The sequence below is a fragment of the Mycobacterium sp. MFM001 genome, assembly GCF_003402475.1.
Taxonomy (GTDB): Bacteria; Actinomycetota; Actinomycetes; order Mycobacteriales; family Mycobacteriaceae; genus Mycobacterium.
In genome coordinates, this window is sequence record NZ_BFAB01000002.1 from 347905 (window position 1) to 374436 (window position 26532).

Below are 26532 nucleotides of genomic sequence, written 5' to 3' on the forward strand. Positions count from 1 at the left end.
GGCGCGGGTCGGGGAACAGGGCGGGACCAAGTCCGCTCATGGCACGTATTGCCGAGGATCTTCTGCTGCTGCTGCTCGACAACGCGTCGGCGCAGCCGGGGCTGGAACGCGGCTGCCGCGAACGTGTCCTGACCGCGGCGGCGCTGCTCGATTTGGCGCATGCGTGCCGCATCCGCCCCGCGGTCGACAGCGAGCCGGTGGAGGCCGGGCGACTGGTGGTGCTGAGCGGCCCCAATCCGGCCGACCCGGTGCTGGAACCCGCGCTGCAGCTGCTGCTGCGCCGCCCGATGAGCCCGGCCGCGGCGATCGCCAAGCTGCGCCGCGAAACTCCCGCCGCGGTGCTCACCCAGCTGGAGCGCCTCGGCCAGATACGGCAAGTTCGCTTGCAGGGCAGTGCTTTTAGAGGGGCCAAGCTCACCTACGCCTGGCCGCTGGTCGACCGCACCCGGGTGGCGAATGCTCGCGCGGCGCTGATGAAGGCGCTGTTCGAGGAGCACAACCCTGACCCGACGACGGCGACGATCATCTCGTTGCTGCACATGGTCGACGGGCTGGGCGCAGTGTTCAGCCTCAACGACCGCGGCTGGGAATGGGTGAACGGCCGCGCCGCCGACATCGCCAGCGGCAGCTGGGTTAGCGAGTCCGAACCCGACCTCCCCGAAGTCAACCTGGCGGTGACGACGGCAGCGATCCGCCCCGCTTTGGTGGCGACCAGACGCTAGTCGGCCAGCGCCTGCTCGAGGTCGGCCAGCAGATCCGCAACGTCCTCGATGCCCACCGACAGGCGCACCAGGTCGTCGGGAACCTCCAATTGCGAGCCGGCCGTCGACGCGTGGGTCATCGCACCCGGATGCTCGATCAGCGACTCGACCCCGCCCAGTGACTCGGCCAGAATGAACACTTCGGTACGCGCGCAAAGACTTTCGGCGGCTGCCCGTCCGCCGCGCATCCGCACCGACACCATGCCGCCGAAACCGCGCATCTGCCGGGCGGCGACAGCGTGGCCGGGATGATCCGGCAGGCCCGGATACAGCACAGTGGAGACGCCCGGCTGCCCGGCAAGGAATTCCGCGACCGCGGCGGCGTTCTCGCTGTGCCGCTGCATGCGCAACACCAGCGTCTTGAGTCCCCGGATGGTCAGGTAGGCGTCGAACGGGCCCGGCACCGCGCCGGCCCCGTTCTGCAGGAAGCCGAACGCGGCGTCCAGCTCCTCGTCGTCGGTGACCAGCGCCCCGCCCACCACGTCGGAATGCCCGCCGATGTATTTGGTGGTCGAGTGCAGCACCACGTCGGCGCCCAGCGTCAACGGCTGCTGCAACGCCGGCGACGCAAAAGTGTTGTCCACCAAGACCTTTGCATCACCCGACAACTCGGCAATCGCGGCGACGTCGGCGATCGACAGCAACGGATTGGTCGGCGTTTCCACCCAGATCAGCCGCGTGCGCGGGGTGATCGCGGCGCGCACCGCGTCGAGATCCGACAGCGCAACCGGTGTGTACGCGACACCCCACTCGGTGAACACCTTGTCGATCAACCGGAAGGTGCCGCCGTAGGCGTCGTCGGGAATCACCACATGCTCGCCGGGGCGCAGCATCGCCCGCAGGGCACAGTCGGTGGCCGCCATGCCGGAGCTGAACGCGCGACCGAACCGGCCCTCCTCCATGGCGGCCAGCGACGCCTCCAGCGCGGCCCGCGTCGGGTTGCCCGAGCGTGAGTATTCGAATCCGGCGCGCAGCTTGCCGACGCCGTCCTGCGCGAACGTGCTCGACGTATGGATCGGCGGATTGACCGCCCCGGTCGACGGGTCGGTGTGGAAGCCGGCGTGGATGGCCCTGGTGGCCGGCCCGGGGGTGCGCTTGTCAGTCATCTACTCGGGGCTGTCTTCCACCGGCAGGCACACCGTCGACATGATCTTGTCCGCCAGCGTCTGCCGCTTGGCGTCCCACAGCGGAAACAGATACCCGATGTAGCAGATGATCGTGTCGACGAGGTGGGCGAGTTGGCGGATCACCGAAGTGCCGAATCCGATGGGCTGGCCGGTGATTTCGCTGACCACTTTGAACTTCAGCACCGACTTGCCGATGCTTGACCCGGTGGTGCCCTGCCGATAGCCGTAGTTCCAGACCAGGTACGCCAGCCCCAGCAGCACCGACAGCCAGAACGCCGACAACCCGGCCCACGAATAGCCGACGGCGCAGATTTCGTCGATGTCGTAGCGGGTGACGTCGGCCAGGCACTCCTCCTCCTGGGTGCTCATCAAGATCACCCAGCCGATGCCGACGACGACCGCGTACGGGATGTAGTCGATGAGGAACGCCAGCACCCGGCTGAACCACGACGTGTAGGCCTGCGTCGGCAGAGCGCGGATGGCCGGCCCCGGGGGCGGCGGCGCGTATCCACCGGAGGACGGGGGCGGCGGCGGGTAGCCACCCGGGGGCGGTGGCGGCGGGGGCGGTTGATCGGTCATCGACGCCTCTCCCTTACGCGGGTTAGCTGGACAGGGCGGGACCAGGCTACCCGAGAGTCACCCGGGAACCAGCGGACGCAAATCACCGACCGAAAGCGTCGTTACGATGGGGTTTGATGCTGTAACGTGCCTGGCGCGACCATCGCCCAGTTGGGTGTGATGGTTTCGTTTCCGAAGTAATTTGCTGGATCGGCGTCCCGCTACTTTCGCCGCGGTCCCTCGGACAGAAAACCCAACAGGTCGTGGCGGGTGATCACGCCCACCGGTTTGCCTTCCTCGACCACCATCACGGCGTCGGCATCCCGCAGCGCCTTGGCCAGCGCACTGACCAACTCTCCGGCCCCGATCATCGGCAGCGCCGGGCTCATGTGCAGCGCGACGGCGTCGGCCAGTTTGGCGCGACCCTCGAACACGGCAGAGAGCAGTTCCCGCTCGGACACGCTGCCGGCCACCTCGCCGGCCATCACCGGCGGCTCGGCCCCGACGACGGGCATCTGCGAGACGCCGTACTCGCGCAGGATGCCGATCGCGTCGCGCACCGTCTCCGACGGGTGGGTGTGCACCAGGTCGGGCAGCGTGCCGGATTTCCCGCGCAGCACGTCGCCAACCGTGGGCTGCTCGATCGAGCCGTCGAGCGGGGTGTGCAGAAAGCCGTAAGACGACATCCAGGCGTCGTTGAAGATCTTCGACATGTAGCCGCGGCCGCCGTCGGGCAGCAGCACCACGACCAGCGCGTCGGGACCGGCCTCCTCGGCCACCTTGCACGCCGCCACCACCGCCATTCCGCACGAGCCGCCGACCAGCATCGCCTCCTCGCGGGCCAGTCGCCGGGTCATGTTGAACGAGTCGGAGTCGGACACCGCGATGATCTGGTCGGGCACTTCGGGGTCGTAGGCCTGCGGCCAGAAGTCTTCGCCGACGCCCTCGACCAGGTAGGGCCGCCCGGTGCCGCCGGAGTACACCGAGCCTTCCGGGTCGGCGCCGATCACGCGGACCCTGCCGTCGGAGGCCTCCTTGAGGTAGCGGCCGGCGCCGGTGATCGTGCCGCCGGTACCGATGCCGGCCACGAAATGGGTGACCTTACCGTCGGTGTCGGCCCAGATCTCGGGTCCGGTGGTCTCGTAGTGGCTGGCCGGGCCCTGCGGGTTGGAGTACTGGTCGGGTTTCCAGGCGCCGTCGATCTCGGTAACCAGCCGGTCGGAGACGCTGTAGTAGCTGTCCGGGTGGTCGGGCGGAACTGCCGTCGGGCACACCACGACCTCGGCGCCGTAGGCGCGCAGCACGTTCTGCTTGTCCTCGCTGACCTTGTCGGGGCAGACGAAAATGCATTTGTAGCCGCGCGGCTGGGCGACCAGCGCCAGCCCGACACCGGTGTTGCCGGAGGTGGGTTCGACGATGGTGCCGCCCGGCTTGAGCTGCCCGCTGGCCTCGGCGGCGTCGATCATCTTCTCGGCGATGCGGTCCTTGCTGGAGAGGCCGGGGTTGAGGTATTCAACCTTGGCGACGACGCGGCCGGCTCCAGGCGGCACTACCGAGTTCAGTGCAACGAGTGGGGTATTGCCGATGAGTTCACTGATGTGCCGCGCGATCCGCATGCACACATGGTCTCAGGTAGGGCTAGCCGGTGGCCTCGCGGATGTACTCGCCGATCTGGCGCAGCGAGCGCGTCGCCTCCGGCACCAGCGGCGCGGCGAGCTGGAAGTCGTGAATCTGGCCGGGCCAGATCCGCACCTCAGCCGGCACGCCCGCGGCCGCCAGCTTGGCCGCGGCCAGCTGCGCGTCGTACAGCAGCACCTCGGACCCCGACACGTGAATCAACGTCCGCGGCAGGCCCGGTTCGATGTGGTCCAGCGGCTCGTAGAGCGCCTCCGGCTTGCCGTCGACGATGTTCTTGGCGGCGGCGCTGGCGACCAGCGCCACCAGCGCGTCGAACGCCTTCGCCGGGAACATCGCGTCGGTCTTGATGTTGGGGTGGGACTGCTTGGGCTCCTTGGCCAGCTGCATCAACGGCGAAATCGCCACCAGCGCAGCGGGTTCCTCGTTCTCCTCCTGCAGCCGCTGGGCCAGCGCCAGCGCCAGGTAGCCGCCGGCGGAGTCGCCGGCCAGCACGATCTGGTCCGGCTCGTAACCGCGCAGCCGCAACCAGCGGTAGGCGTCATAGCAGTCGTCGAGCGCCATGCCGACGGAGTGCTTGGGAATCAGCCGGTAGTTGACCACCAGCACAGGTGAGTCGGCGAAGCGCGACAGCGCGTTGACGATCCGGCTGTGCGAGTGCACCCCGCAGGTGAGGAAGGCGCCGCCGTGCAGATAGAGCACCACCCTGCGCGTGCCGTCCGCGGGTAACACGCCGGGGGCGCGAACCAGTTGCGCGCTGGCGTTCGGCAGCCCGACCGTCGCCCGGATGGTGCCCGGAGCCGGCAGCAGCACCCGGGACGCGAAGTCGACCAGGCCGAACGGCCAGGGCATGTGCGGGACGTGGCTACCGACGGCCAGCACCGGCCGGATGGTCAGATGACACGCCACCGACATCAACCGGGCGGGGACGCTGGGGCCGCTCTCGACGACCTCGACGGGCGAGCCGTCGCTGACGGAAAACCTGCGCGCCCGGAGCGGATCGCGGGCGCGGAGACGATTGGCGGAAGGGCCGGGGACCTTGGTCGGTGCAGTCATGCTCACCACTTCCTACGTCGTTGTAGTCAGTCGACGAAGTAGCAGAGCATCCGGTTCAGCCCTTGCCTATCAAGGGAGTACCCGCCCAGGCACTCAGCCAACCTCGCAAACTTAGCTTGGCATCTGTAAAAGTTTCAACAATCAAAGAGTCTTATTCGATACCAGTTTTGGTCCGCTCTGTAACCGAGCCGTGTCGGCGGTGCCGGACCATCCGCCGATGCCGACTTAAACTGGTGGGGTGGACATTCGCGTGCCGCGGCGATCGATGGTTGCTTTGGCTGCGGCAGGTGCGCTGGCGTCGACGGGCACGGCCTATCTGGGCGCGCGCAGCCTGCTGATCAGCCAGGCGCAGCATGCCCGCAGTGTGATCCCGAAGGCGTGGGACATTCCGCCCCGCGCCGACGGCATCTACACGCGCGGGGGCGGACCCGTACAGCGCTGGCAACGCGGAACACCGGTGGACCTGCACCTGATGGTGTTCGGCGACTCGACCGCCACCGGGTACGGCTGCCGCAACGCCGACGAAGTGCCAGGCGTGCTGCTGGCCCGCGGCCTCGCCGAGCAGACCGGCAAAAGCGTGCGGCTGAGCACCAAGGCGATCGTGGGGGCGACGTCGAAAGGATTGTCCGGCCAGGTCGACGCGATGTTTGTGGCCGGGCCGCCACCGGATGCGGCGGTGATCATGATCGGCGCCAACGACGTCACCGCGCTCAACGGCATCGGGCCGTCGGCGCGGCGGCTCGGCGCGGCGGTGCGGCGGCTGTGCGCCAGCGGCGCGGTGGTCGTCGTCGCCACCTGCCCCGACTTCGGCGTGATCACCGCGATCCCGCAGCCGCTGCGCTGGGCGGCACACACCCGCGGTCTGCGGCTGGCCCGCGCCCAGGCCGCCGCGGTCCGGGCGGCCGGCGGAGTGCCGGTGCCGCTGGCCGATCTGCTGGCACCGAACTTCCGCCACTCGCCGGCCCTGCTGTTGTCCGACGACCAGTACCACCCGTCGGCGGCCGGCTATGCGCTGGTGGCCGATCAGCTGCTGCCCGCGCTGTGCAATGCGCTGGGCGAGTCCAGCCGCGACCTGACCCCGGCGCTGCTGACCGCCAACACCGGCAGCGAATCCCGGCCGGGACGCGCCCGAGATGTCGTGTCGCGGCTGCTGCGACGGCACACCACCGGGGTGCCTGCCCCCGTCGTCATGCCGGCCGGCGCATAACGGCTCGATTCGATTGCCCGCCTCCTCCTCGGGCCACCGCGTGGCCCGCATCGTCGGCGGGCTAGATTCGGTGTCATCCACACCGATAGAGGGAGCCGATCGTGCCGGAAGCCGTCATCGTCTCAACTGCCCGCTCGCCAATTGGCCGCGCCGGCAAGGGATCTTTGGTCAACATGCGGCCGGACGACCTGGCCGCGCAGATGGTGCGCGCCGCGCTGGACAAGGTGCCCGCGCTCAACCCCCACCAGATCGACGACCTGATCATGGGCTGCGGCCAGCCGGGCGGCGAGTCCGGCTACAACATCGCCCGGGTCGTCGCCGTCGCACTCGGCTACGACTTCCTGCCCGGCACCACGGTCAACCGGTACTGCTCGTCGTCGCTGCAGACCACCCGGATGGCCTTCCATGCGATCAAAGCCGGCGAAGGCGACGCGTTCATCTCGGCCGGCGTGGAGACGGTGTCCCGATTCGCCAAAGGCAGCGCCGACGGCATGCCGGACACCAAAAACCCGCTGTTCGACGAGGCTCAGCGGCGCACCGAGGCGGCGGCGGCCGGCGCCGACGAATGGCACGACCCGCGCAAGGACGGGACGCTGCCCGACATCTACATCGCAATGGGCCAGACCGCCGAGAACGTGGCGCTGCTGACCGGGATCAGCCGCGAAGACCAGGACCACTGGGGGGTGCGCAGCCAGAACCGCGCCGAGGAGGCGATCAAGAGCGGCCACTTCGAACGCGAAATCTCACCCGTCACCCTGCCCGACGGCAGCACGGTCAGCGTCGACGACGGCCCGCGGCCGGGCACGACCTATGAGAAGGTCAGCCAGCTCAAGCCGGTGTTCCGGCCCAACGGCACGGTGACCGCCGGCAATGCCTGCCCACTCAACGACGGCGCCGCCGCGGTGGTGATCACCAGCGACACCAAGGCGCGCGAATTGGGCCTCACGCCGCTGGCCCGCATCGTGTCGACCGGAGTGACCGGGCTGTCGCCGGAGATCATGGGGCTGGGCCCGATCGAGGCGACCAAGAAGGCGCTGGCCAACGCCGGCATGTCGATCCGCGACATCGACTTGTTCGAGATCAACGAGGCGTTCGCAGTGCAGGTGCTGGGCTCGGCCCGCGAGCTGGGCATCGACGAGGACAAGCTGAACGTCTCCGGCGGCGCGATCGCGCTGGGCCACCCGTTCGGGATGACCGGCGCCCGCATCACCGCGACCCTGCTGAACAACCTGCAGACCTACGACAAGACGTTCGGCCTGGAAACCATGTGTGTCGGCGGCGGCCAGGGCATGGCGATGGTGATCGAGCGGCTGTCCTAGCTTTTGGCGTTGACGCTGCGTCCATGGCGCAAAAGTGCGAGTAGGACGCGCCGTCAGCGCAGAGTCAACGCGTGAAAGCTAGTCGTTCTGTAGATAACTCAGCAGACGCAGGATCTCGATGTAGAGCCAGACCAGCGTCACGGTCAGGCCCAGCGCGATACCCCAGGCCGCCTTCTCGGGCGCGCCGGCGCGGATCATCTGGTCGGCGGCGTCGAAGTCGATGAGGAAGCTGAACGCGGCGATCGCGATGCACACCAGCGAGAAGATGATCGCCAGCGGCCCACCACTACGCAGGCCCATGCCCTCGCCGTGGTTGAAGAACCCGATCACGAGGTTGCCGATCATCAGGGCCAGCACGCCGAACAGCCCGGCGACGACCATCCGGGAGAACTTCGGGGTGACGCGGATGGCACCGGTCTTGTAGACCACGAGCATGCCGAAGAACACGCCCAGGGTGCCCAGAATCGCCTGCCCGATCAGCGCCCCGGCGTTGGTGCTCGAGACCGCAATGTTGGCCAGGATGAACGAGATGGCACCGAGGAACAGCCCTTCGAGCGCGGCGTAGGACAACACGATGGCCGGGTTGTCCTGCTTACGTCCGAACGTGGCGATCAGTACCAGCGCCAGGCCGCCGAAGGCACCAACGAACGTGAACGGGGTGGCCAGCGCGAGGTTGGCCGCCACCATGAAGTACGAGACGACGGCGACGGCCGACAGCACCGCCAGCGTGATTCCGGTCTTGGTGACGACGTCGTCGATGGTCAGCGGCCGGGCGACACCGGCCCGCTGGTCGACGTACGGCGCATACGGATCGGTCTGATGCCCGTACTGGGTCGCGGCGCCGGCCACGCCCGTGCCGAACTGGGCATATCCGCCTTGCTGCTTGGGCAGCGAGCGAAATACCGGGTTGCTAGTCTCCCGCACCGTCGGATCCTCTCTTGCTTGGAGTTCGAGCTCTGCGAACACCTGGTCAACGTCTTGGGTCCCGGTTGGGTTCCCAGCGCAGGGTCGCTCTCCAGGTAAACCTTACCCGCGGGCGCTGTGTTCCGGGTAACGATCTAGATTGCTCGTCTAGTGCTGTCCAGCTTCCAACGAGGGGAGACCACGCACGTGACGGGCGAATCCGAGGAGATCCTGACCCGCGTTGACGACGGCATCGGCTTTGTCACCCTGAACCGCCCCAAGGCGATCAACTCGCTGAACCAGACCATGGTCAACGTGCTGCGCTCGGTGCTCACCGAGTGGGAACGCGACGACGCGGTGCGCGCCGTGGTGCTTTCCGGCGCCGGGGAACGCGGTTTGTGCGCCGGCGGCGACGTGGTAGCGATCTACCACAGCGCCCGCGCGGACGGGGTGGCGGCGCGTCGATTCTGGTACGACGAGTACCTGCTCAACGCCCAGATCGGCCGGTTTCCCAAGCCATATGTGTCGTTGATGGACGGCATCGTGATGGGCGGCGGCGTCGGCGTGGGCTCGCATGCCAACACCCGGGTCGTCACCGATACCACCAAAATGGCGATGCCCGAGGTGGGCATCGGGTTCATCCCCGACGTCGGCGGCACCTACCTGCTCTCGCGCGCGCCCGGCTCGCTGGGATTGCATGTGGCGCTTACCGGTACGCCGTTTTCCGGCGCCGACGCCATCGCGCTGGGATTCGCCGACCATTACGTGCCGCACGACGAGCTCGAGAAGTTCAGCCGCGCAATCGTCGCCGACGGCGTCGAAGGCGCGCTGGCCGCCCATGCCGTCGATCCACCACCCAGTGAGCTTGTCGCACAACGAGACTGGATCGACGAGTGCTATGCGGGCGACACCGTCGCAGACATTGTCGCCGCGCTGCGCGGGCACGACGCCGGTCCGGCCAACGACGCGGCCAACGTGATCGCCACCCGCTCCCCCATTGCGTTGTCGGTGACGCTGGAATCGGTGCGCCGCGCGGCGAAACTCGACACGCTGGAAGACGTTCTGCGGCAGGAGTATCGGGTGTCGTGCGGTTCGCTGCGCTCGCATGACCTGGTGGAGGGCATCCGCGCACAGCTGGTCGACAAGGACCGCAATCCCAAGTGGTCACCGGCGACATTGGCCGAGGTGAGGGCGGCCGACGTCGACGCGTATTTCGCACCCGCAGACCCCGATCTGAGCTTCGAGGAGACGACATGAACTACCAGACCATTCTGGTCGACCGCGACGGCCGGGTCGGCACCATCACCCTGAACCGGCCGAAGGCGCTCAACGCGCTCAACAGCCAGATGATGAATGAAGTCACCAGTGCTGCAACCGAATTCGACGACGATCCGGGAATCGGCGCGATCATCATCACCGGTTCGGCCAAGGCGTTCGCCGCCGGGGCCGACATCAAAGAGATGTCGAGCCTGACGTTCGCCGACGTCTTCGGCGCCGACTTCTTTGCACCGTGGGCCAAGCTGGCCGCCGTGCGCACCCCGACGATCGCCGCGGTGGCCGGGCACGCTCTGGGCGGCGGCTGCGAGCTGGCGATGATGTGCGATCTGCTGATCGCCTCTGACACAGCGAAATTCGGCCAGCCCGAGATCAAGCTCGGCGTGCTGCCCGGCATGGGCGGCTCGCAACGGTTGACCCGGGCCATCGGCAAGGCCAAGGCGATGGATCTGATCCTGACCGGCCGCACGATCGACGCCGCCGAAGCCGAGCGCAGCGGACTGGTGTCACGCGTGGTGCCCGCCGACGACCTGCTTACCGAGGCCAAGGCCGCCGCGGCCACGATCGCGGGGATGTCGCTGTCGGCGACCAGGATGGCCAAGGAAGCGGTCAACCGCGCCTTCGAATCCACCCTGGCCGAAGGGCTGCTCTACGAAAGACGGCTGTTCCATTCGGCTTTCGCGACCGACGACCAGTCAGAGGGTATGGCCGCGTTCATCGAGAAGCGGCCCGCGAATTTCACACACCGCTGAGCACACCTGCAGCGGCCAGCGCGTGATACCCGCCGACGACGTCGGTGGCGCGGTGCAGGCCCAGATCCTGCAGCGCGGCCGCGGCCAGGCTGGAGGTGTAGCCCTCCGAGCACAGAATCACCCATTCGACGTCGTCGTCTACGGCTTGCGGCAGCCGGGCGTCGCTGGTGGGGTCGCAGCGCCATTCCAGCACGTTGCGCTCGATGACCAAGGCCCCCGGGACCCCGCCCTCGGCAGCGCGCTGGGCCGCCGGCCGAATGTCGACCAGCACCGCTCCGCGCCGCAGCGCGGCGGGCAGCTCGTCGGCGGGCAGGCGCTGCAACCGGTCGCGGGCCGCAGCCAGTATCCGGTCAATGCGGCTCACGATGCCTCCGGTTGGTCGGTCAACTCCGTGCGCCGGCGGCGCAGCGTGTTGCGGCCGGTGATCTCGTAGTACGACATCACGGTCAGCGGCGGCGAATACGCATGCACGCTCAGCGTCGGCCCGGCCGGCACGCTGCTCGGCGCCCAGACCACGTCGTGCACCCAGCCCAGCGGGAAGCCGGCCTGGTCACCGGCGTCGAGCCGGCGGCGGCGCAACCGCTCGCCGTCCCAGCGGAACTCGTCGACCGAGCCGGACAGCAACGTCAGCGCCCCCATCGAGCCGCCGTGGTCGTGCAACTCGGTGGGCTGCCCGGGCACCCAGCTGATCAGCCAGATGTCGAGCTCGTCGTCGCCGTGCAGCCGAACGAACCAGCGGCGGTCGGTGGGCACTCCGGCGGGCGGCAGCAGGTGGTCGTAGCGCCCGGACAGCACGTCGTCGGCGGTCAGGTCGGTGGCATGCAGCAGATCGGGCAGCCGCAGCCGGGTCGGACCGGAGACCGACGGGCGCGGCAGGACAGGGTTGGCAATAGCCATGGAAAGACTCCAGAACGGATGGCGCGGATAAGGTCGGCGGCGTCAGCGCCGACAACACTCGAGAAAACCCGTCCGTTCCGTCACGCTCGCCAGTGTTGCACGGTTCGAGCTGGTGCCGGGGTCGCCGCCGTGCCGGCCGCCGCCCGTGACGAGTGCGGTTGGTTCGGATCACGGTGTAAAAAATGGAGGAATGGCCCACACCGACGCCCTTCGTGCCCCGGTCGAGGCGCGCCGCCCGGGCGGTCCGCCGCCGGTGCGGGTGGCGCTGGCGCTGGGCAGCGGCGGCGCCCGCGGATACGCCCACATCGGGGTCATCAACGAGCTGCGCGACCGCGGTTACGAGATCGTCGGGATCGCCGGCTCGTCGATGGGTGCTCTGGTCGGTGGCCTGCAGGCGGCCGGGCGGCTCGACGACTTCGCCGACTGGGCCAGAGACTTAACCCAGCGCGCGGTGTTGCGGCTGCTCGACCCGTCGATTACCGCCGCGGGCGTGCTGCGGGCGGAGAAGATCCTCGACGCGGTTCGTGACATTCTCGGCGAGGCGTCCATCGAGGAGCTGCCGATCCCGTATACCGCGGTGACGACCGACCTCATCGCCGGAAAGTCGGTGTGGCTGCAGCGCGGCCCGGTCGACGAGGCCATCCGGGCGTCGATCGCGATACCCGGGATGATCGCCCCGCACGTCGTCGACGGCCGGCTGCTGGCCGACGGAGGGATCCTCGACCCGCTGCCGATGGCGCCGGTCGCGGCGGTCAACGCCGACCTGACCATCGCGGTCAGCTTGAGCGGCAACGAAACCGAGGCCGAGCGCGAGGCCGAATCGCGCCCCGCGGCCGAGTGGCTGAACCGGATGGTCCGCAACACCACCGCCCTGTTCGACGGCGTCCTCAACCGGTTCGGCGCCACCATGCCCGAGGGCGAAACCGAAAGCGAGAACGTGGGAATCGCGCAGCCGGTCGAGCCGTCCGAGGAGCCCGAAGCCCCCAAACTGGGCGGCCGTTTCGAGGTGATGAACCGCACGATCGACATCGCCCAGGCCGCCCTGGCCCGGCACACGCTGGCCGCCTATCCCCCCGACCTTCTGATCGAGGTGCCGCGTTCGGCCTGCCGCAGCCTGGAATTCCACCGCGCCGCAGAGGTAATCGACTTCGGCCGCGAGCTGGCCCGCGAGACTCTCGACACGCTTGAGCCCAAATCCGAGCCGGACAGCTAGGCAATTGCCTCGATTCGGGCCGGCACGTGCTTGTGCCACGGGGTGCCGGCGTAGTCGTCACGCCATTCGGTGGAGGTCAGCGAGTTTGGAGCGACACCCGGAATCAGTGTTGCGCCATCGTCATCGACGAAGTCGAGGCCATACCCGTTGGGCAGTGAAGCGTGGCCGGGCAGCATCGCCTCACTGACCTCGACGCTCGCCTCGGCGCTCCCGGCCGCGGTGGTGATGCGGGCCCGGCCGCGGTCGACCAATCCGAGTTCCTGGGCATCTTCCACGCTGACGCGCAGGGCGCCCTGTGCGTCACGCTTGCGCCATGAGGGGTCGCGAAAGATGTCGTTGGCGGTGAACGGGCGGCGCTCACCCGCGGACAGCACAATCGGGAACTCCGGCGTGGTGTAGCGGGCGGGGACGTCGGGCAGTCTGCGGATTTCGTCGAGCAACTCCGGCATCTCGAGGTGAATCTTGTGGTCCGCGTGCCGGATCAACTCAAAGTCGTCCTCGTATTCGTGGACCGTGAACGTGACCCCGGAGCGGTTTTCCAGGATTGCGTCGAACAGTTCGTTGCCGTCGCGGTGACCCGCGCGGCGGACGGCCGCCGGATAGGTCAGCGCAACGTTTTGCGCCAGGCCCCACAACGCCGCCGCGCCGGCCAGCCCGTCCGGCAGGGTGGGCCCGAGAGTTTCATACAGCAGGTACGGCAATACTTTTCGGAATGTCGGATTCTCACCGATGGCCTGCATGAACGCGACTGTGTAGGCCTCGCGGCCCTCTTTGGCCGCATTCCGCAGCGGCTGCAGTTCGGCGTCGTCGACGACACCGAGAGCCCGCACCAGCCGAGCCCAGATCTCGGGCTCCGGCAGCGTCCCGGGCAGCGGTTCCAGCAGCGGGTGGCGCAGGTGAAAGGTGTTGTGCGGGAACTCGAGATTGAAGAACGTCGCCTCGGGCTTCTCGAACTGGCTCGCCGCCGGCAGCACATAGTCGGCGAGCCGCGCCGTTTCGGTCATCGCGACGTCGATGACCACCAAGAGTTCCAGCGATTCGAACGCCGCCCGGCAAGCCGTCGAATCGGCGAGCGAGTGTGCCGGATTGCTACTCTCCACGAACATCGCCCGAAACCGGCCCGGATGATCCGTCAAAATCTCCTGCGGGACAACGTTGCTGGGCACCAATCCGCCGATCAGCGGAGCACCGGTCACCGGTGTACGCCCGACTTCGGTGCCGTGGCGCATGAGCGGGCCGAAGCCGGAATGCAGGTGCTGCCCACCGCGTTTGGCGAAGCTGCCGGTCAGGATCCACAGCATCTTGTTCAGATACGAGCACACCGTGCTGTTGGGCGCCTGCTGGATGCCGAGATCCTCGAACACCGCGACGCTCTCCGCAGCCGCGATGCGCCGGGTGGCAGCACGTAACAGCTCGGGATCGACGCCGCACCGCGCCGCGTACTCGTCGACGGGCACGTCGCTCAACGTCTGGCGAACAGCGTCCACGCCGGTGACGTGGCGGGCCAGGAATTCCTCGTTGCACAGGTTTTCCTGGACCAGCACCGCCGCCATCGCGGCCAGGCACCATACGTCGGTTCCCGGCCGGACCCGCAGATGAAAGTCGGCCATCTTGGCGGTGTCGGTGAGGACCGGGTCGATGACGATCATCGATCGCCGGGGGTCTTTGGCGATCTCATTGAGCACCGTGCGCGCCCGGGGAAAGCTCTGCGACATCCACGGGTTCTTGCCCACGAACACCGACACCTCGGCGTGCTCGAACTCGCCGCGGGTGTGGCCGCCGTACAGGTGAGCGTCGACCCAGGCCTCGCCGGTCTTCTCCTGCGCCAACGCATTCGAGCGGTAGCGAGAGCCGATTGCCTTGAGGAACGCACCGCTGTACGCCCCGCCGAGGTGATTGCCCTGTCCTCCGCCGCCGTAATAGAAGATCTTGTCCCCGCCGTAGGTGTCGCGGATGCGGGTGACAGCGCTGGCGATCTCGGAAATCGCTGTGTCCCAGTCGATTTCCTCGTATCCGCCGTCGGGGCGTCGCCGCATCGGCGAGGTCAACCGGTTGCGGTTGTTCTGGTAGTGATCGAGGCGCAACGCCTTGTTGCAGGTGTAGCCCCGCGACGCCGGATGTTCTTTGTCGCCACGGATTTTGGCCAGGGTCCGGCCGTCGAGTTGCACCACGATGCCGCAATTGCATTCGCACAAAATGCACGCGCTCTGCTGCCAGTCAGTTGTCATTGCGGCGCTTCCCTTCCGCCGATGCTATACTATGGACCATAGCATAGTGACGCGGAGGGTCAATGGGAGTCCGTACCGATACCCGGCAGAAGATGCTGGTCAGCTCGGTCGAATTGCTACGCGAGCGGGGCGCAGGCGGGGTAACGGTGGATGCCGTGCTCTCCCGGAGCCAAGCGCCGCGTGGCTCGGTCTACCACCACTTCCCCGGCGGTCGTAGCGAGATCATCGCCGAGGCACTGGCACTCGCTGGCGACACCATCAGCGCCATCATCGAGCAGGCAAGCGCTCAGGGATCACTGCACGCGCTGCGCCGTTTCGGGAAGTTTTGGAAGAAGCTCCTGCTCGACTCCGACTTCAACGCCGGCTGCCCCGTCGTCTCCGTTGCCGTCGGCGGCTCGCCCGACGATCAGCATCTGCAGCCTGCTGTGGCGGAGATCTTCCGACGTTGGCACCAGGCACTCGTCGCGGCGATCATCGCCGACGGCGTAGAACCGCAGCGTGCCGACCGGTTGGCGACGATGGCGATCTCGAGCTTCGAGGGCGCCATCATCCTGTGCCGGCTGCAACGGTCCACGACTCCGCTCGACGACGTCATCGCCGAGTTCGAGTCACTGATCGCCTCAGCTGCGGCCTAAAAAGGCTGCGACGGCTGGTGCCTCGCGTCGGCCTTGGGCGCGCCCGGCCCTCGCCGATGCGGCACGGCAACGCGGGTCCAGCGGGTTGGACCCGAAGACAGCCAGCGATGCGTCGTCGGCGAACACACCGTGCGTGGCACCGCCCCAGGCCGCCATTTCCGCCGCGGGCCCCGCTCCGAACGACGACGGCGCCGACGCCCCGGAAGGCACCAGCACCACCGCCGTGCCGCAGTCGTCGGCCACGTCGAGGTTGATCGTGCTGCCGATCCCGCCGTCCATGTAGCGGCGGCCGTTGACGGTGACCGGCGGCCAGGCGCCGGGCACCGCGCAGCTGGCCGCCACCGCGTCGACCAGATCCACGCCCGAATCACGGCCGAACACAACGAGTTCCCCGGTAGCGATGTCGATGGCGGTGATCCGCAGGTCTCGCTGCGGCCAGTCGTGCGACGGCAGTCGCTGGGCAATCACCTTGCGCCGCACCGGCTCGGCCACGGTTTCGGCCACCAGCGCGGCCGCCCCGATCCGTTGCCGTTTGCGCGCAGTGTCCGGCTCGGCCATCGCGGCCACGAACAGGTCCATGATGTCGTCGACACCGACGCCGGGATCGATCTCGGTGGACGTCTCGGCGACCTGAGCAGCGAACAGGTCCTCGAGGCTACGCCCGCTGCTGATCTGTGCGCCGACGGCCGAACCGGCCGAGGTCCCGACCAGCACGTCGGCATCCAGCAGCGCCTGCGCCAAATCCGGCGCCTCGTCGGCGATGCCGCGCAAAATGCCTGTCTCCCAGGCAATTCCGACTACTCCCCCGCCGGCCAGCACCAGCGCGCGTTTGGCCGTCACGAGTGCTGCGCAGCCTGCACCGCCGAGCTCAAATCCTCGCGGCGCAGCTGGTGGCGAGGTGGATCCGGCAGCACCACGTCACGATCGACCTGCAGCTGGGCGTCGACGTGGACCAACTCGCCGGGTGCGATCAGCTGCCAGCGCGGGTCGTCGTCCATCCGTTCGCTGGCGAACACCACGGCGGGACGGCCCCGCAGCTGCTCGGCGTGCGCCCGAATCCGGTTGGTGCGCAAATGAACCGGTGCGCCGTCGCGGCGGTCCAGCATGTACAGCTCGTGCGACTCGGGGTAGCGCAGCGCCCAGAGGTCGGTGGCGGTGCTCAACAACAGGTTGACCGCGTAGATCGGCACGTTGCCGGCCAGCCATCGCAGCGCGTCGACCAGTCCGGCCGACACGTCGCCGCCGTGCTCCCGGATCGAGGCGGTGATCAGCGCGAACACCCGCTCGGAATCGGTCTGCCCGCCCACCAAGTCGGTGGTGCCGACCTCACGCAACCGTTCGTCGAGCGCGTCGAGGCCTTCCAGCACGCCGTTGTGGGCGAAGATCCGGTCGTCCTGCAAGAACGGGTGGGTGTTGACCACGTCATGGGACCCGGTGGTCGCGTAGCGGACATGCGCGACGAACGTGGTGCCGGTCATGTCGTGCGCTTCGGTGGCGAACTCCTTGTCCTGCCACGCCGCAATCGGCTGCTTGCGCACCTCGGGGCGGCCCTGCCCGTCAAAGACGCCCAGTCCGGTGCCGTCGGGATTTCGCCGGCTCTGCGCGGCCAGGTTGTCCGGAGCGTCCAGCAGCCAGAAGGTGGCGGTTACGACATTGGTCCCGGCGTGCAGTGCAAAGAGTCGACACATCGGGTGCGACGTTACCGGCTGAGCCGGGGCGCGGCGCGCGCGGTGATCAGCGGCAGGTCGAAGAAGCTCTGGATGCCGGCCGGCGCCGCGCAGGTCGCCGGGATCGCGTTCACGCAGTGCGCCGCGGTCGCGACGATGCCCGGATTGCTCTTCAAACCTTCTTCCACGGTTTCAGGTTGCCAGCCCTTGACGGTGACGAAGGTGTCCGGGTTGCCCCGCACCTCGATCTCGTAGCGTTCTCCGGCCGGCCCGAAAGACCATGGCGGGTCGAGGTTTTCCTCGCCCATCAGCCAGTTGACGGTGATGCGGACGACGGGAGTGCCGTCTACCGTCGCCTCCCAGTGGAAGCGCCGCCCGGCGACCTGCCCAGGCTCGATCGCCCCGATCGGCGAATCGATCGGCGCGGTGGCCACCGCCACTTCCTGCCAGGTCCGGATCTCCGGATCGGCGGCGAAACCCAACCGGTCCACGCACAACCGCACCGACTGGATGAAGCCGCCGTCGAGAAGTTTCTGCATAGGCCCCGACAGCGCGTTGTCCGGTGTGCCGCCGAACCCCATCACATAGCGCAGCACGTCGGGTGCTCCGTAGGTCCGGAGGTCGGAAAACTCCTCGGAGCGAACGAAAGTCACGCCGGTGGACATCACCGACAGCAGCAGCGGGAACAGTTCGGTGGCCGCGCCCGGGCCGATGCCGGCGCCGTGCAGGGTGGCGTTGCCGGCCTGCGCGGCCACCTCGAGCGGAGCGGCTTCCTTTTCGCTCGGATAGAACCAGCCGACCGGGCTGACGACATTCTTGCCGGAGCGCAGCAGCGCCGCGACCTCCTCGACGTTGGGCATCAGCGGCGCATAGATCACCGCGTCGGCGTCGAGCGCGAGGATGTCGTCGATGCTGTTGGTCGCAATGACGCCGAGCGGCGGGGTGCCGATGATCTCGCCGACGTCCTTGCCGCTCTTGGCTTCCGAATGCACCCAGCATCCGACGAGTTCAAGTTCGGGATGTTCGAGCACACCCTTGATCGCCGCTATGCCGACCGACCCCGTTGCCCACTGGACGACCCGCAAGCTCATTAGTCGCGCACCTCGCTGACCTCGTAGCTGTCCTCGGCGTATCGCGAACGAATGGTCTTCTTGTCGTATTTGCCGACGCTGGTCCGCGGAATCTCGTCGACGAACGTCCAGCGTTCGGGCAGCCACCAGCGAGCGACCTTGTCGGACAGGTACTTCCGCAGCTCGCCCGCATCGACCGAAGCGCCCTCTTTGCGGACGACCACGGCCAGCGGCCGCTCCTGCCAGCGCTCGTCGGGCACCCCGACGACCGCGGCCTCCACCACGTCGGGATGTGCGATCAGACAGTTCTCCAACTCCACCGACGAGATCCATTCCCCGCCGGACTTGATGACGTCCTTCGCGCGGTCGGTGAGCGTGATGAAGCCACGCTCGTCGATGCGGCCCACGTCGCCCGTGCGCAGCCAGCCCGACTCGAACTTCGACTCGTCGGCACCGCGGTAATACGAGCCGGTGATCCACGGGCCGCGGACCTCCAACTCGCCCACCGCTTCGCCGTCGTTAGGCAACACGTTGTTGTCGTCGTCGACGATCCGGGCTTCCACACCGCAGACCGGCTGGCCCTGGGTCGCCCGCAGCGGCCAATGCTGATCGTCGGGCGTTTCCGGCGGCGGCCATGCCATGGTGGCCATCGGCGACGTCTCGGTCATCCCCCACAGCTGGCGGATCTGCACGCCGTGCTTCTCCTCGAAGGTGCGCATCAGCGACACCGGCACCGCAGAGCCGCCGCAGGCGACCAGCCGCAGCGACGACATATCGTGGTCGGGCTCGCGCTCCAGGTAGTGCAGGACGTCGTTCCAGATGGTCGGCACCGCGCCGGCCACGGTCGGCCGCAGCTTCTCGACGATGTCGACCAGCGACTTGGCGTCCAGGTGCCGGTCGGGCAGCACCAGGTCGGCGCCGGCCATCAACGCGGCGTACGGCAGTCCCCACGCGTTGGCGTGGAACATCGGCACGATCGGCAGCACACAATCGCTGGACCCGACGCCGATGCCGTTGCTGGTGCAGGCCGCCATCGTGTGCAGATAGCTTGAACGGTGGCTGTAGACAACGCCTTTGGGGTTTCCGGTGGTGCCGCTGGTGTAGCACATCGCCGCCGCCGAGTTCTCGTCGATGTCCGGCCAGTCGAATTCGGCCGGCTCGCCGGCCAGCACGTCGTCGTAGCGCAGCACCGTCTTGCCCGACTCGGCCAGCGGCGCCGTGTCCCCCTCGCCGACGGCGATCACGGTGTGCACGGTCTCCAGCCGGCCCAGGACGGGAGCGAGCAGCTTGGCCAGCGACATGTCGACCAGCACCACCTGGTCTTCGGCTTCGTTGGCCACGAACACGATCTGCTCAGGGAAGAGCCGGATGTTCAGCGTGTGCAGCACCGCGCCCATCGACGGGACCGCCATGTAGGCGGCGAGGTGTTCGGCGTTGTTCCACATGAACGTGCCGACCCGCTGGTCTCCGCTGATCCGCAGCTTGCGCAGTGCGTGGGCCAGCTGGGCGGCCTGCTGACCAAGTTCGGCGTAGCTGCAGTGGCGGTAGCCGCTGCCGGTGGCGGTGGTGACCCGCCGCGCGCCATGGACGCTGGTCGCATGCCGCAGGATGGCGGCGATCGTCAACGGGAAGTTCTGCATTGTGCTGTACATCGACGTACAGCTTATGGTTCGAAGCGCAGCGACGCCGCGCGTTCAGCTCAGGTCAATGCCGGCTCGAGCCGAAACAGCTCGGGCATGGTCCACTCGTGCTGGGCGGTGGGCTCGTCGTCGGCCACGTCCACCGAGACCACGGTGACGGCGCCGGCGTAGTCGCCGATGTAGAGCGAGTTGCCGTGCGGGTTTTCGATCACGCACGACGGCTGACGGCCCACGTTGATTGCGCCGACGACCTCATGGGTCCCGGTGCGCAGCACGGTGACGCTCTCGTCGCCGACGAGGTAGGCGCGCTGACCGTCGCGGCTCAGCGTCAGCTGGGTGACCGGGCCGCCGATCTCGGCGATCTTGTGGGTGCTGACCACCGCGTTCGTGTGCGTGTCGACCACGTCGAGAACCGTGCCGAAGTCGGGTCCGCAGCTGGCCACATACGCGGTGCCGCCGTTCGGGCTGAGCGCGATATCCCTGATCGGCGAAGCGATCTCGATGGTATCGACGACACGCCGCTGCTCGGTGTCGACGACGGCAAGCGTTCCGCCGGCGGCGCTGTTGGTCGCGACGTACAGTCGGCGCCCGTCGGAACTGACCCGCACGCATTCCGCGACGGTGCCCGACGTCGCCGCAATGGTGATCTCGTCGAGGCGACCGGTCCTGGTGTCCAGGACTGCGACGTCGGCGCCGCCCACCGCCGTGCGGGCGGCATACACCCGCCCGCCGTCCGGGCTCGCCGCCAGATCGCGGACGCTCTCAGCGACCGGATGCACTGCGACGACCCGGTTGGTGTCCACGTCGAGGACCAGAATCGCGTCATAGGCCCTCGAGACGGTGCTGACGTAGGCCCGGTTCGCGGCAATCGCTATCGCGAACGGTTCGTCGATGCCGACGACGGTGCGCACGAGGGCGCCGGAGCGGGTGTCGATCGACGAGACGCTGTCGTCGCCGCAATTCGTCACCATCACCCGGCCGCCGTCGGCGCTGGCCGCGATGCCGCTCACGCCACCCTGGTGGACGCCGATTTCGCGGACGACCGCGAAGCCCGGCGCAACGCCGACCTCGCCGTTGACGTAGCTCACACTGCCCACAGTGGCACCTGCCTTTGCTCGTTCGTCCGACCGTGACCGGACTCAGACGCCGGTTGGCCTGCTGTGGCAACACAAGCCCGACATCATCGGATACGGCGCCCTCGGACGCGCTTCTCGCTGAGTCTAGTGGCGGGATCTGCACCCAAAGGCGCGTCTTTTGCCGACTACCCGCTCACACCACGTCAATAACTCAGGTTGCCCTTAGGCACGGAACGCCCGATCCTTGCGCTCACTCGGGACAGCGAACCGATTAGCACATATGTCCAGCGGTTTTCCATGAACCGCTAACGCTGCATCCCGAAGTTCAATCTGGTTCGAAAATAAGAATTTCTTAGCGTTGTGCGCCCAAAAGCGGTCAACATCACATCTTTTCCGCGCGGCGCGTGTCGGCCGGTCCGAACCAGCGGCCCAGCGCACGGCGTAACTGGCCGATATCCGCCGTTTCCCCCTGGTCGGCGGCCCAAGCGACATAGCCGTCGGGCCGGATCAACATTGCCGCAGGCGCATCCGGACTTTCGGCGACCACGGTGTCGACGCGGTCAGCCCAGGGCGCCGCGGTATCGGCTAGCGCTCCGCCGGTGACGTCGAGCAAAACCCCGCGGGCCCGGTGCATCAACTCGGCAACGCGCTGCCCGCTGCCCAAGGTCATGTCGGGAACCAGTCGCCCGGAGAGCACATGGTTGTCCCCGACGTCATAGCGGACGTCTGACCCGGCAAGCAGATGTGCCATATGCGCTGCGGTGTCAGGCTTTCGCACCAGCTCACCGAAAAGCGTACGCAGCGCGGTGACTTCGGGACCGGGAGCCATCAGGGCGGTTTGCGCCATCGACTGCATCATCACGCGCTCGCCGACCGGGAAGCGCTCCGAATGGTAAGTATCGAGTAATTCCATTGGCGCCCAACCGTTTACAGCAGCTGCCAGTTTCCATCCGAGATTGACCGCATCCTGCAGGCCGAGGTTGAGCCCGGGTCCGCCCATCGCGGAGTGCACGTGTGCGGAGTCGCCGACCAGGAACACGTTGTTGTCGCGGTAGCGATCGGCCTGCCTGGTGTTCTGGCCGTTGATCCGGCGCAGTGCGTGTGGCCCCGGTCCGCGCGGCGGTTCGATCGGCAGATCGACGCCCAGTACCCGGCGCAGGCTCTCGCGCAGCTCCCCGATGGTCATCGGTGTCTCGTCGGGCATCGGATCGGCGCCGAACTCGAGCGTCGCCACCATTGGCCGCCCCGCGTCGAACTCCGCGAAGACAAAGCCGCCGCGCTCTAACCGGTTGTGCCCGAACCGAAGTCGCCCTATTCCCGGAATCTCGACCCCGCCGTCTTCGGTACGGAATTCGTCCGGAAGATACACATGCGCAAGCCGGCTCACCATCGGGGCGGTGCTGCCGGGAAAGCCGATCCCGACACTCTTGCGGACCAGGCTGCGCCCGCCGTCGGCGCCGATCAGGTACTTCGTGGCGAGCTGATATGGCCCGTCGACGGTGCCCACGGTCAGTGCGACGCCATCGCCGTGCTGGACCAGACCGGTCAGCTCGTGTCCCCACCGGATGTCGACGCCGAGTTCTCGGGCCCGCTTTTCGAGCAGTCGCACCACCCGTGGCTGCGGAATCATCAACGAGTACATCGGATTGTCGGCGACGTCGGCGAATGAGAGCGGGATCCCGCTGAATATCCAGGCCGGTAGCGGCTGGGGAGGTCCGGGCGTACCGGAGAACTCCTGATACAGGCCACGCAGGTCGAGTATCCGAATTACCTGTCCGACAAGGCCGTTGGCTTTTGGTTCGGCGCTGGGCGCGGGCAGCGCGTCGAGAACGACGGGCCGCACTCCTCCGAGCGCGAGTTCGCATGCCACCATCAGCCCGTTGGGACCCGCGCCGGCGACGACGACGTCCACGGCGTTGTGGCGCATCACGTACCTCCGGTGGTTGTGCGGCCCGGAACCGGAAGGCCCGCAGCCACATCGGCGAAGCCGCGGCGAAGCAGGACAGCCATGCTCACCGGCGGATCGGCATCCGCGTAGGCGTCCATCGCGGCTTCGACGACGGCGCGGATCACGCCGACCACCAAGCGCGGGTACAGGTCTCGGTCTGGATCGGTCCCGCTACGGGCGGCGATCACTCGAACCCAGTCTGCGAACACCTCTTTCGATACCGCCATCCGCACCTCGGGTGCCAGCAGCAGCTTGCGCACCTCGGCGAGTTGAGCGTGATCCGGGGGCATGGTCAGGTCGCCATCGGCCGCCATCGACTCGAGCACCGCCGCGCTGATCGCCGACCACAGCGGCTCGTCGTGGGGGCGCTGACGCAGTGCCGCCAGGCCGCGCCGCACGCGTTCGATCTGCCGGTAGGCCAGCGCGTCGTACTTCCCGGTGAAGTAATTGCTGAACGTGCGTACCGATACGCCGGCCCTGGCGGCGATGTCGTCGCGGGTGACGTTGTCCAGGCCACGCTCGAAAACCAAGGTCAGCGCGGCGTCACTGATCGCCTTGCGGGTATCGAGTTTCTTGCGTTCGCGCAGGCTAGGCGGTCGGGTCACCCGACCAACGTACGCCAACCTTGCCTAGTAGGCAATATTTCCTTCCGGGCAAAAACTGTGGAAGGAGCGCTGGTCAGAGGTGTTGCGGGCAGTACGCCGACGCGGCTGTGACCGCGAACTTGGCGGCGTGCTCGGGGGTGAATCCCGGGTTGGTGCTGCGCACCGCGTTGACCGTGTCGAGCGGCGAAAGGCCGCCGTCCATCAACTCGCACACCGCCCGACCTGCGGCAATGGCCTGATTGGCGCCGCGGTGGGTGATCCCCTGCTGGTCGAGTGCGGCCAGGAAGGCCGCGTCGCCGTTGGACTCGTCGGCCTGTGCAGGCGCAGCAAGGCCGATCATGGCGGCGAGACCCAGCAGGAGGAGCAGGCGCTTCATGGCTTTTATGCTGCCCAGCGCCCGTTACGAACGTGTTACCAAGTTTTTAGCGTCGCCCGACGCAATGTTAATTCGGTGTTACGCGGCATCGCTGCCTGCTCGACGGGCCCACGGGTGCAACGTGTTAAGAGTTCGCGTGCCGACGTAAAGAAGCCGTTAACGAGCTGGGTCCTTCAACTCCGTTGAGTCACGCTGGAATCCGTGAGACGAGACGTCAACGACGCGAAGGGGAAGGCCATGTCGTTCATGACTGCGCCGAAGTTGGTAATCGCGCTGGCGGGCGCCGCCGCCGTCGTCGGTCTCGCCGCGCCTGCGCATGCTGAAGCGTCCGGCACCGATGCGAGCTTCCTTGCCGCACTCGACCAGCAGGGCATCACCCATCGCGGCGCCAATCAGGCCATCGCCGCCGGTAGGTCGGTGTGCGAGTTGATGGACCAGGGCCTGTCCCCGATGGACACGGTCAACGCGGTACACAGCACCAACCCGGGATTCACCATGGAGCACGCCGCCAGGTTTGCGATCACCGCGGCGACCGCGTACTGCCCCGAACACCTCTGATCGGCGCGCACGCCGAATCCTTTCGGCCGCAACGCAATACCGCAGCTTCGTCGGTGCCCCCAGTCGGACTCGAACCGACACTGGGCGGATTTTAAGTCCGCTGCCTCTGCCAATTGGGCTATGGGGGCTCCGGCGGCGAATGTAGCGCGGCGGCGGCACCGCCGGATCAACCGGTGCCGAAACGCCGCCACGTGACATCTATGTATCCGGCAACGGCACCGTGTTAAGACTTCCGGCCCAACAGTTAAGAAGCCGTTAACGAGCTATCACTTTGCCGTCTTCTTCGGCAACTGTGGATGCGTGGAATCGGTAGTGCGACACCAGGAGAAGTCATGTCTTTCGTGACCACTCAACCCGAAGCGTTGACGGCTGCGGCCGCCAGCCTGCAAGGCATCGGCTCGGCGATGGCCTCACAGAACGCCGCCGTGGCGGCACCCACCACCGGTGTGGTTCCCGCGGCCGCCGACGAGGTTTCGGCGCTCACGGCAACACAGTTCGCCGCACACGGCGCGCTGTATCAGGCCGTCAGCGCTCAGGCCGAGGCAATTCACGAGATGTTCGTCAACACATTGGGTACCAGCGCCGGTTCGTATGCGGCCACCGAGGCCGCCAACGCGATCGCGGCGGGTTAGGCGGAGCGGATCATGCTGGATTTCGGACTGTTGCCGCCGGAGGTCAACTCCGCGCGCATGTATGCCGGTGCCGGATCGGGGCCGATGATGGCCGCCGCGTCGGCGTGGAACGCGCTGGCCGCCGAGTTGAGCTCGACGGCCGCCTCCTATGAGTCGGTGATCACTGGACTGACCAGTGAGGAGTGGATGGGCCCGGCGTCGGCGTCGATGGCCACGGCTGCCGCGCCGTATGTGGAGTGGATGAGCACCACCGCCGCGCAGGCGCAGAAGGCGGCCAGCCAGGCCCAGGCGGCCGCGGCCGCCTACGAGGCGGCTTTTGCGATGACGGTGCCGCCGCCGGTGATCGCGGCCAACCGCGCTCAGCTGGCAGCGTTGGTGGCGACCAACGTGCTGGGCCAGAACACCCCGGCGATCATGGCCACCGAGGCCCACTACGCCGAAATGTGGGCGCAAGACGCGGCGGCGATGTACGGGTATGCCGGCTCCTCGGCGGTCGCTTCACAGCTGACGCCGTTCAACCCGCCGACCAAGAACACCAACGAGGGCGGGATGGCGGCGCAAGCCGCCGCGGTCACCAACGCCGCCGGCACCGCGGGCGGCAGCGGCGCCCAGACGACGCTGTCACAGCTGACGTCGGTGGTGCCCGGGGCGCTGCAGAGCATGTCGTCGCCGCTTGCGTCGACGTCGTCGGCCTCGTCGGCACTCGGCGGTATCGCGAATGCGCTAGGCGCAGGGTCCGGAACGGACTACCTGTCGGTGATTCTGAACGGCATCTCCTCCGGCGGCGCGACGGCGGTGATGTATATCCCGTCGACGTTGATTCCCAGCATGATCGGTTACTTCGCCGGTCCGGGTTTCAACGCCGCGGGCGGTGGTTCTGTCGGCGGCGGCCTGGGAGCCCTGCTGGCTCCTGGTGGTCCGCTGGGCAACCTCGGCGCACTGGGCGGCGGCATTGGCGGTATCGCCGGCGGCGCGGGCACCGGCGCGGCCAGCGCCGCGTCGGCGGTCACCGGCAGCATGGGCCAGGCTTCGACGGTGGGCGCCATGTCGGTGCCGGCAAGTTGGGCCTCGGCGACCCCGGCGAGCACCGGCACCACTGCGTTGCAGGCCAGCGGATGGGCAGCCGCGCCAGAGGCGGCGGCCGGCAGCCCGGGGATGCCCGGCATGCCGATCGGCAATGCGGGCGCCAACCGCGGCTTCGGTTTCGGCGCCCCGCGCTACGGCTTCAAACCCACCGTGATGGGCCGGCCGGTTGTAGCCGGGTAGGCGCAGAGTGGACATAACTTGTCACATGTTTGAAGCCGGCTGTTAAAACGCAGGTCGTAACCTGTACCTCAAGGCCACCGGCCACCCGTCAACCACAAAGGAGAATTTCATGCCTACCCGGTTTATGA

At 67.7% G+C, this 26532-nt stretch carries 26 protein-coding genes and 1 tRNA gene; 10 read left to right on the forward strand and 17 right to left on the reverse strand.

All coding sequences use genetic code 11. The features are described from left to right. Window positions 1–38: 38 nt before the first annotated feature. Window positions 39–722, forward strand: coding sequence for a GPP34 family phosphoprotein (locus tag MFM001_RS05145; protein WP_116374176.1), 684 nt, complete (start codon window positions 39–41; stop codon window positions 720–722). Here MFM001_RS05145 and MFM001_RS05150 read toward each other — a convergent pair. The 4 genes from MFM001_RS05150 to MFM001_RS05165 form a co-directional block, all read right to left on the reverse strand. Next, window positions 719–1867: a cystathionine gamma-synthase gene (locus MFM001_RS05150; protein WP_116374177.1), complete on the reverse strand. Its 1149-nt coding sequence runs from the start codon at window positions 1865–1867 to the stop codon at window positions 719–721. The genes MFM001_RS05145 and MFM001_RS05150 overlap by 4 nt on opposite strands. Continuing rightward, window positions 1868–2512 carry an RDD family protein gene (locus MFM001_RS05155; protein ID WP_371685301.1) on the reverse strand — a complete coding sequence of 215 codons (645 nt, stop codon included), beginning with the start codon at window positions 2510–2512 and terminating at the stop codon, window positions 1868–1870. It abuts the gene before it with no gap. Window positions 2513–2667: 155 nt separating this feature from the next. Further along, a complete protein-coding gene (locus MFM001_RS05160) occupies window positions 2668–4062 on the reverse strand; it encodes a cystathionine beta-synthase (RefSeq protein WP_116374179.1) in 1395 nt (464 codons plus the stop codon). Between the two features lie 22 nt (window positions 4063–4084). Continuing rightward, entirely contained in the window at window positions 4085–5137 is a 1053-nt protein-coding gene (locus MFM001_RS05165; protein WP_116374180.1) for an alpha/beta hydrolase, read from the reverse strand. Window positions 5138–5387: 250 nt separating this feature from the next. On the opposite strand from MFM001_RS05165, the gene MFM001_RS05170 reads away from it, so the two are divergent. Continuing rightward, window positions 5388–6344, forward strand: coding sequence for an SGNH/GDSL hydrolase family protein (locus tag MFM001_RS05170; RefSeq protein ID WP_371685303.1), 957 nt, complete (start codon window positions 5388–5390; stop codon window positions 6342–6344). 101 nt (window positions 6345–6445) lie between these two features. Then, window positions 6446–7663: an acetyl-CoA C-acetyltransferase gene (locus tag MFM001_RS05175; protein WP_116374182.1), complete on the forward strand. Its 1218-nt coding sequence runs from the start codon at window positions 6446–6448 to the stop codon at window positions 7661–7663. A gap of 78 nt (window positions 7664–7741) precedes the next feature. On the opposite strand, the gene MFM001_RS05180 is transcribed toward MFM001_RS05175, so the two are convergent. After that, complete coding sequence (locus tag MFM001_RS05180) at window positions 7742–8587, reverse strand: Bax inhibitor-1/YccA family protein (protein WP_116374385.1); 846 nt, start codon at window positions 8585–8587, stop codon at window positions 7742–7744. 186 nt (window positions 8588–8773) lie between these two features. On the opposite strand from MFM001_RS05180, the gene MFM001_RS05185 reads away from it, so the two are divergent. Together MFM001_RS05185 and MFM001_RS05190 are read left to right on the forward strand one after the other, a co-directional pair. Continuing rightward, entirely contained in the window at window positions 8774–9823 is a 1050-nt protein-coding gene (locus MFM001_RS05185; RefSeq protein ID WP_116374183.1) for an enoyl-CoA hydratase/isomerase family protein, read from the forward strand. Beyond that, a complete protein-coding gene (locus MFM001_RS05190; RefSeq protein WP_116374184.1) occupies window positions 9820–10593 on the forward strand; it encodes an enoyl-CoA hydratase in 774 nt (257 codons plus the stop codon). The genes MFM001_RS05185 and MFM001_RS05190 overlap by 4 nt, the downstream gene beginning before the upstream one ends. On the opposite strand, the gene MFM001_RS05195 is transcribed toward MFM001_RS05190, so the two are convergent. Continuing rightward, the gene (locus MFM001_RS05195) at window positions 10580–10957 is read right to left on the reverse strand and encodes a rhodanese-like domain-containing protein (RefSeq protein WP_116374185.1); all 378 of its coding nucleotides are present in this window, start codon (window positions 10955–10957) and stop codon (window positions 10580–10582) included. The two genes, MFM001_RS05190 and MFM001_RS05195, sit on opposite strands and share 14 nt — an antisense overlap. Continuing rightward, complete coding sequence (locus tag MFM001_RS05200) at window positions 10954–11490, reverse strand: cysteine dioxygenase family protein (protein ID WP_116374186.1); 537 nt, start codon at window positions 11488–11490, stop codon at window positions 10954–10956. Before MFM001_RS05200 ends, MFM001_RS05195 begins: the two co-directional genes overlap by 4 nt. Before the next feature lie 190 nt (window positions 11491–11680). Here MFM001_RS05200 and MFM001_RS05205 point away from each other — a divergent pair, with 190 nt between their 5' ends. Next, window positions 11681–12703, forward strand: coding sequence for a patatin-like phospholipase family protein (locus tag MFM001_RS05205; RefSeq protein ID WP_116374187.1), 1023 nt, complete (start codon window positions 11681–11683; stop codon window positions 12701–12703). Here the strand turns inward: MFM001_RS05205 and MFM001_RS05210 are convergent. Further along, on the reverse strand, window positions 12700–14931 hold the full coding sequence (locus MFM001_RS05210) for a molybdopterin-dependent oxidoreductase (protein ID WP_116374188.1): 2232 nt from the start codon (window positions 14929–14931) through the stop codon (window positions 12700–12702). The two genes, MFM001_RS05205 and MFM001_RS05210, sit on opposite strands and share 4 nt — an antisense overlap. Window positions 14932–14993: 62 nt before the next feature. Here MFM001_RS05210 and MFM001_RS05215 point away from each other — a divergent pair, with 62 nt between their 5' ends. Further along, entirely contained in the window at window positions 14994–15566 is a 573-nt protein-coding gene (locus tag MFM001_RS05215; protein ID WP_238158921.1) for a TetR/AcrR family transcriptional regulator, read from the forward strand. Here the strand turns inward: MFM001_RS05215 and MFM001_RS05220 are convergent. The 8 genes from MFM001_RS05220 to MFM001_RS05255 all read right to left on the reverse strand — a co-directional run bounded on the left by MFM001_RS05220 (window position 15552) and on the right by MFM001_RS05255 (window position 23948). Beyond that, a complete protein-coding gene (locus tag MFM001_RS05220; protein ID WP_116374189.1) occupies window positions 15552–16406 on the reverse strand; it encodes a patatin-like phospholipase family protein in 855 nt (284 codons plus the stop codon). The genes MFM001_RS05215 and MFM001_RS05220 overlap by 15 nt on opposite strands. Further along, window positions 16403–17254 (reverse strand): class II glutamine amidotransferase, encoded by an 852-nt coding sequence (locus tag MFM001_RS05225; RefSeq protein ID WP_116374190.1) that lies wholly within the window; start codon window positions 17252–17254, stop codon window positions 16403–16405. Before MFM001_RS05225 ends, MFM001_RS05220 begins: the two co-directional genes overlap by 4 nt. A gap of 11 nt (window positions 17255–17265) precedes the next feature. After that, a complete protein-coding gene (locus MFM001_RS05230) occupies window positions 17266–18324 on the reverse strand; it encodes a dihydrodipicolinate reductase (RefSeq protein ID WP_116374191.1) in 1059 nt (352 codons plus the stop codon). Beyond that, a complete protein-coding gene (locus MFM001_RS05235) occupies window positions 18324–19955 on the reverse strand; it encodes a long-chain fatty acid--CoA ligase (protein WP_116374192.1) in 1632 nt (543 codons plus the stop codon). Before MFM001_RS05235 ends, MFM001_RS05230 begins: the two co-directional genes overlap by 1 nt. 47 nt (window positions 19956–20002) lie before the next feature. Beyond that, window positions 20003–21040 carry an LpqB family beta-propeller domain-containing protein gene (locus MFM001_RS05240; RefSeq protein ID WP_116374193.1) on the reverse strand — a complete coding sequence of 346 codons (1038 nt, stop codon included), beginning with the start codon at window positions 21038–21040 and terminating at the stop codon, window positions 20003–20005. 361 nt (window positions 21041–21401) lie between these two features. Beyond that, window positions 21402–22946, reverse strand: coding sequence for an FAD-dependent monooxygenase (locus tag MFM001_RS05245; protein WP_116374194.1), 1545 nt, complete (start codon window positions 22944–22946; stop codon window positions 21402–21404). Then, entirely contained in the window at window positions 22946–23572 is a 627-nt protein-coding gene (locus MFM001_RS05250; protein WP_116374195.1) for a TetR/AcrR family transcriptional regulator, read from the reverse strand. The genes MFM001_RS05245 and MFM001_RS05250 overlap by 1 nt, the downstream gene beginning before the upstream one ends. A gap of 73 nt (window positions 23573–23645) precedes the next feature. Beyond that, window positions 23646–23948: a DUF732 domain-containing protein gene (locus tag MFM001_RS05255; protein WP_116374196.1), complete on the reverse strand. Its 303-nt coding sequence runs from the start codon at window positions 23946–23948 to the stop codon at window positions 23646–23648. Between the two features lie 201 nt (window positions 23949–24149). Here MFM001_RS05255 and MFM001_RS05260 point away from each other — a divergent pair, with 201 nt between their 5' ends. Further along, window positions 24150–24506, forward strand: coding sequence for a DUF732 domain-containing protein (locus MFM001_RS05260; protein WP_371685238.1), 357 nt, complete (start codon window positions 24150–24152; stop codon window positions 24504–24506). A gap of 54 nt (window positions 24507–24560) precedes the next feature. Here MFM001_RS05260 and MFM001_RS05265 read toward each other — a convergent pair. Next, window positions 24561–24634: transfer RNA gene (locus tag MFM001_RS05265), tRNA-Leu, on the reverse strand. A 204-nt stretch (window positions 24635–24838) separates the two neighbouring features. Here MFM001_RS05265 and MFM001_RS05270 point away from each other — a divergent pair. Together MFM001_RS05270 and MFM001_RS05275 are read left to right on the forward strand one after the other, a co-directional pair. Continuing rightward, window positions 24839–25138, forward strand: coding sequence for a PE family protein (locus MFM001_RS05270; protein WP_116374198.1), 300 nt, complete (start codon window positions 24839–24841; stop codon window positions 25136–25138). Between the two features lie 12 nt (window positions 25139–25150). Then, a complete protein-coding gene (locus MFM001_RS05275; RefSeq protein WP_304481768.1) occupies window positions 25151–26404 on the forward strand; it encodes a PPE family protein in 1254 nt (417 codons plus the stop codon). Window positions 26405–26532: the final 128 nt, after the last annotated feature.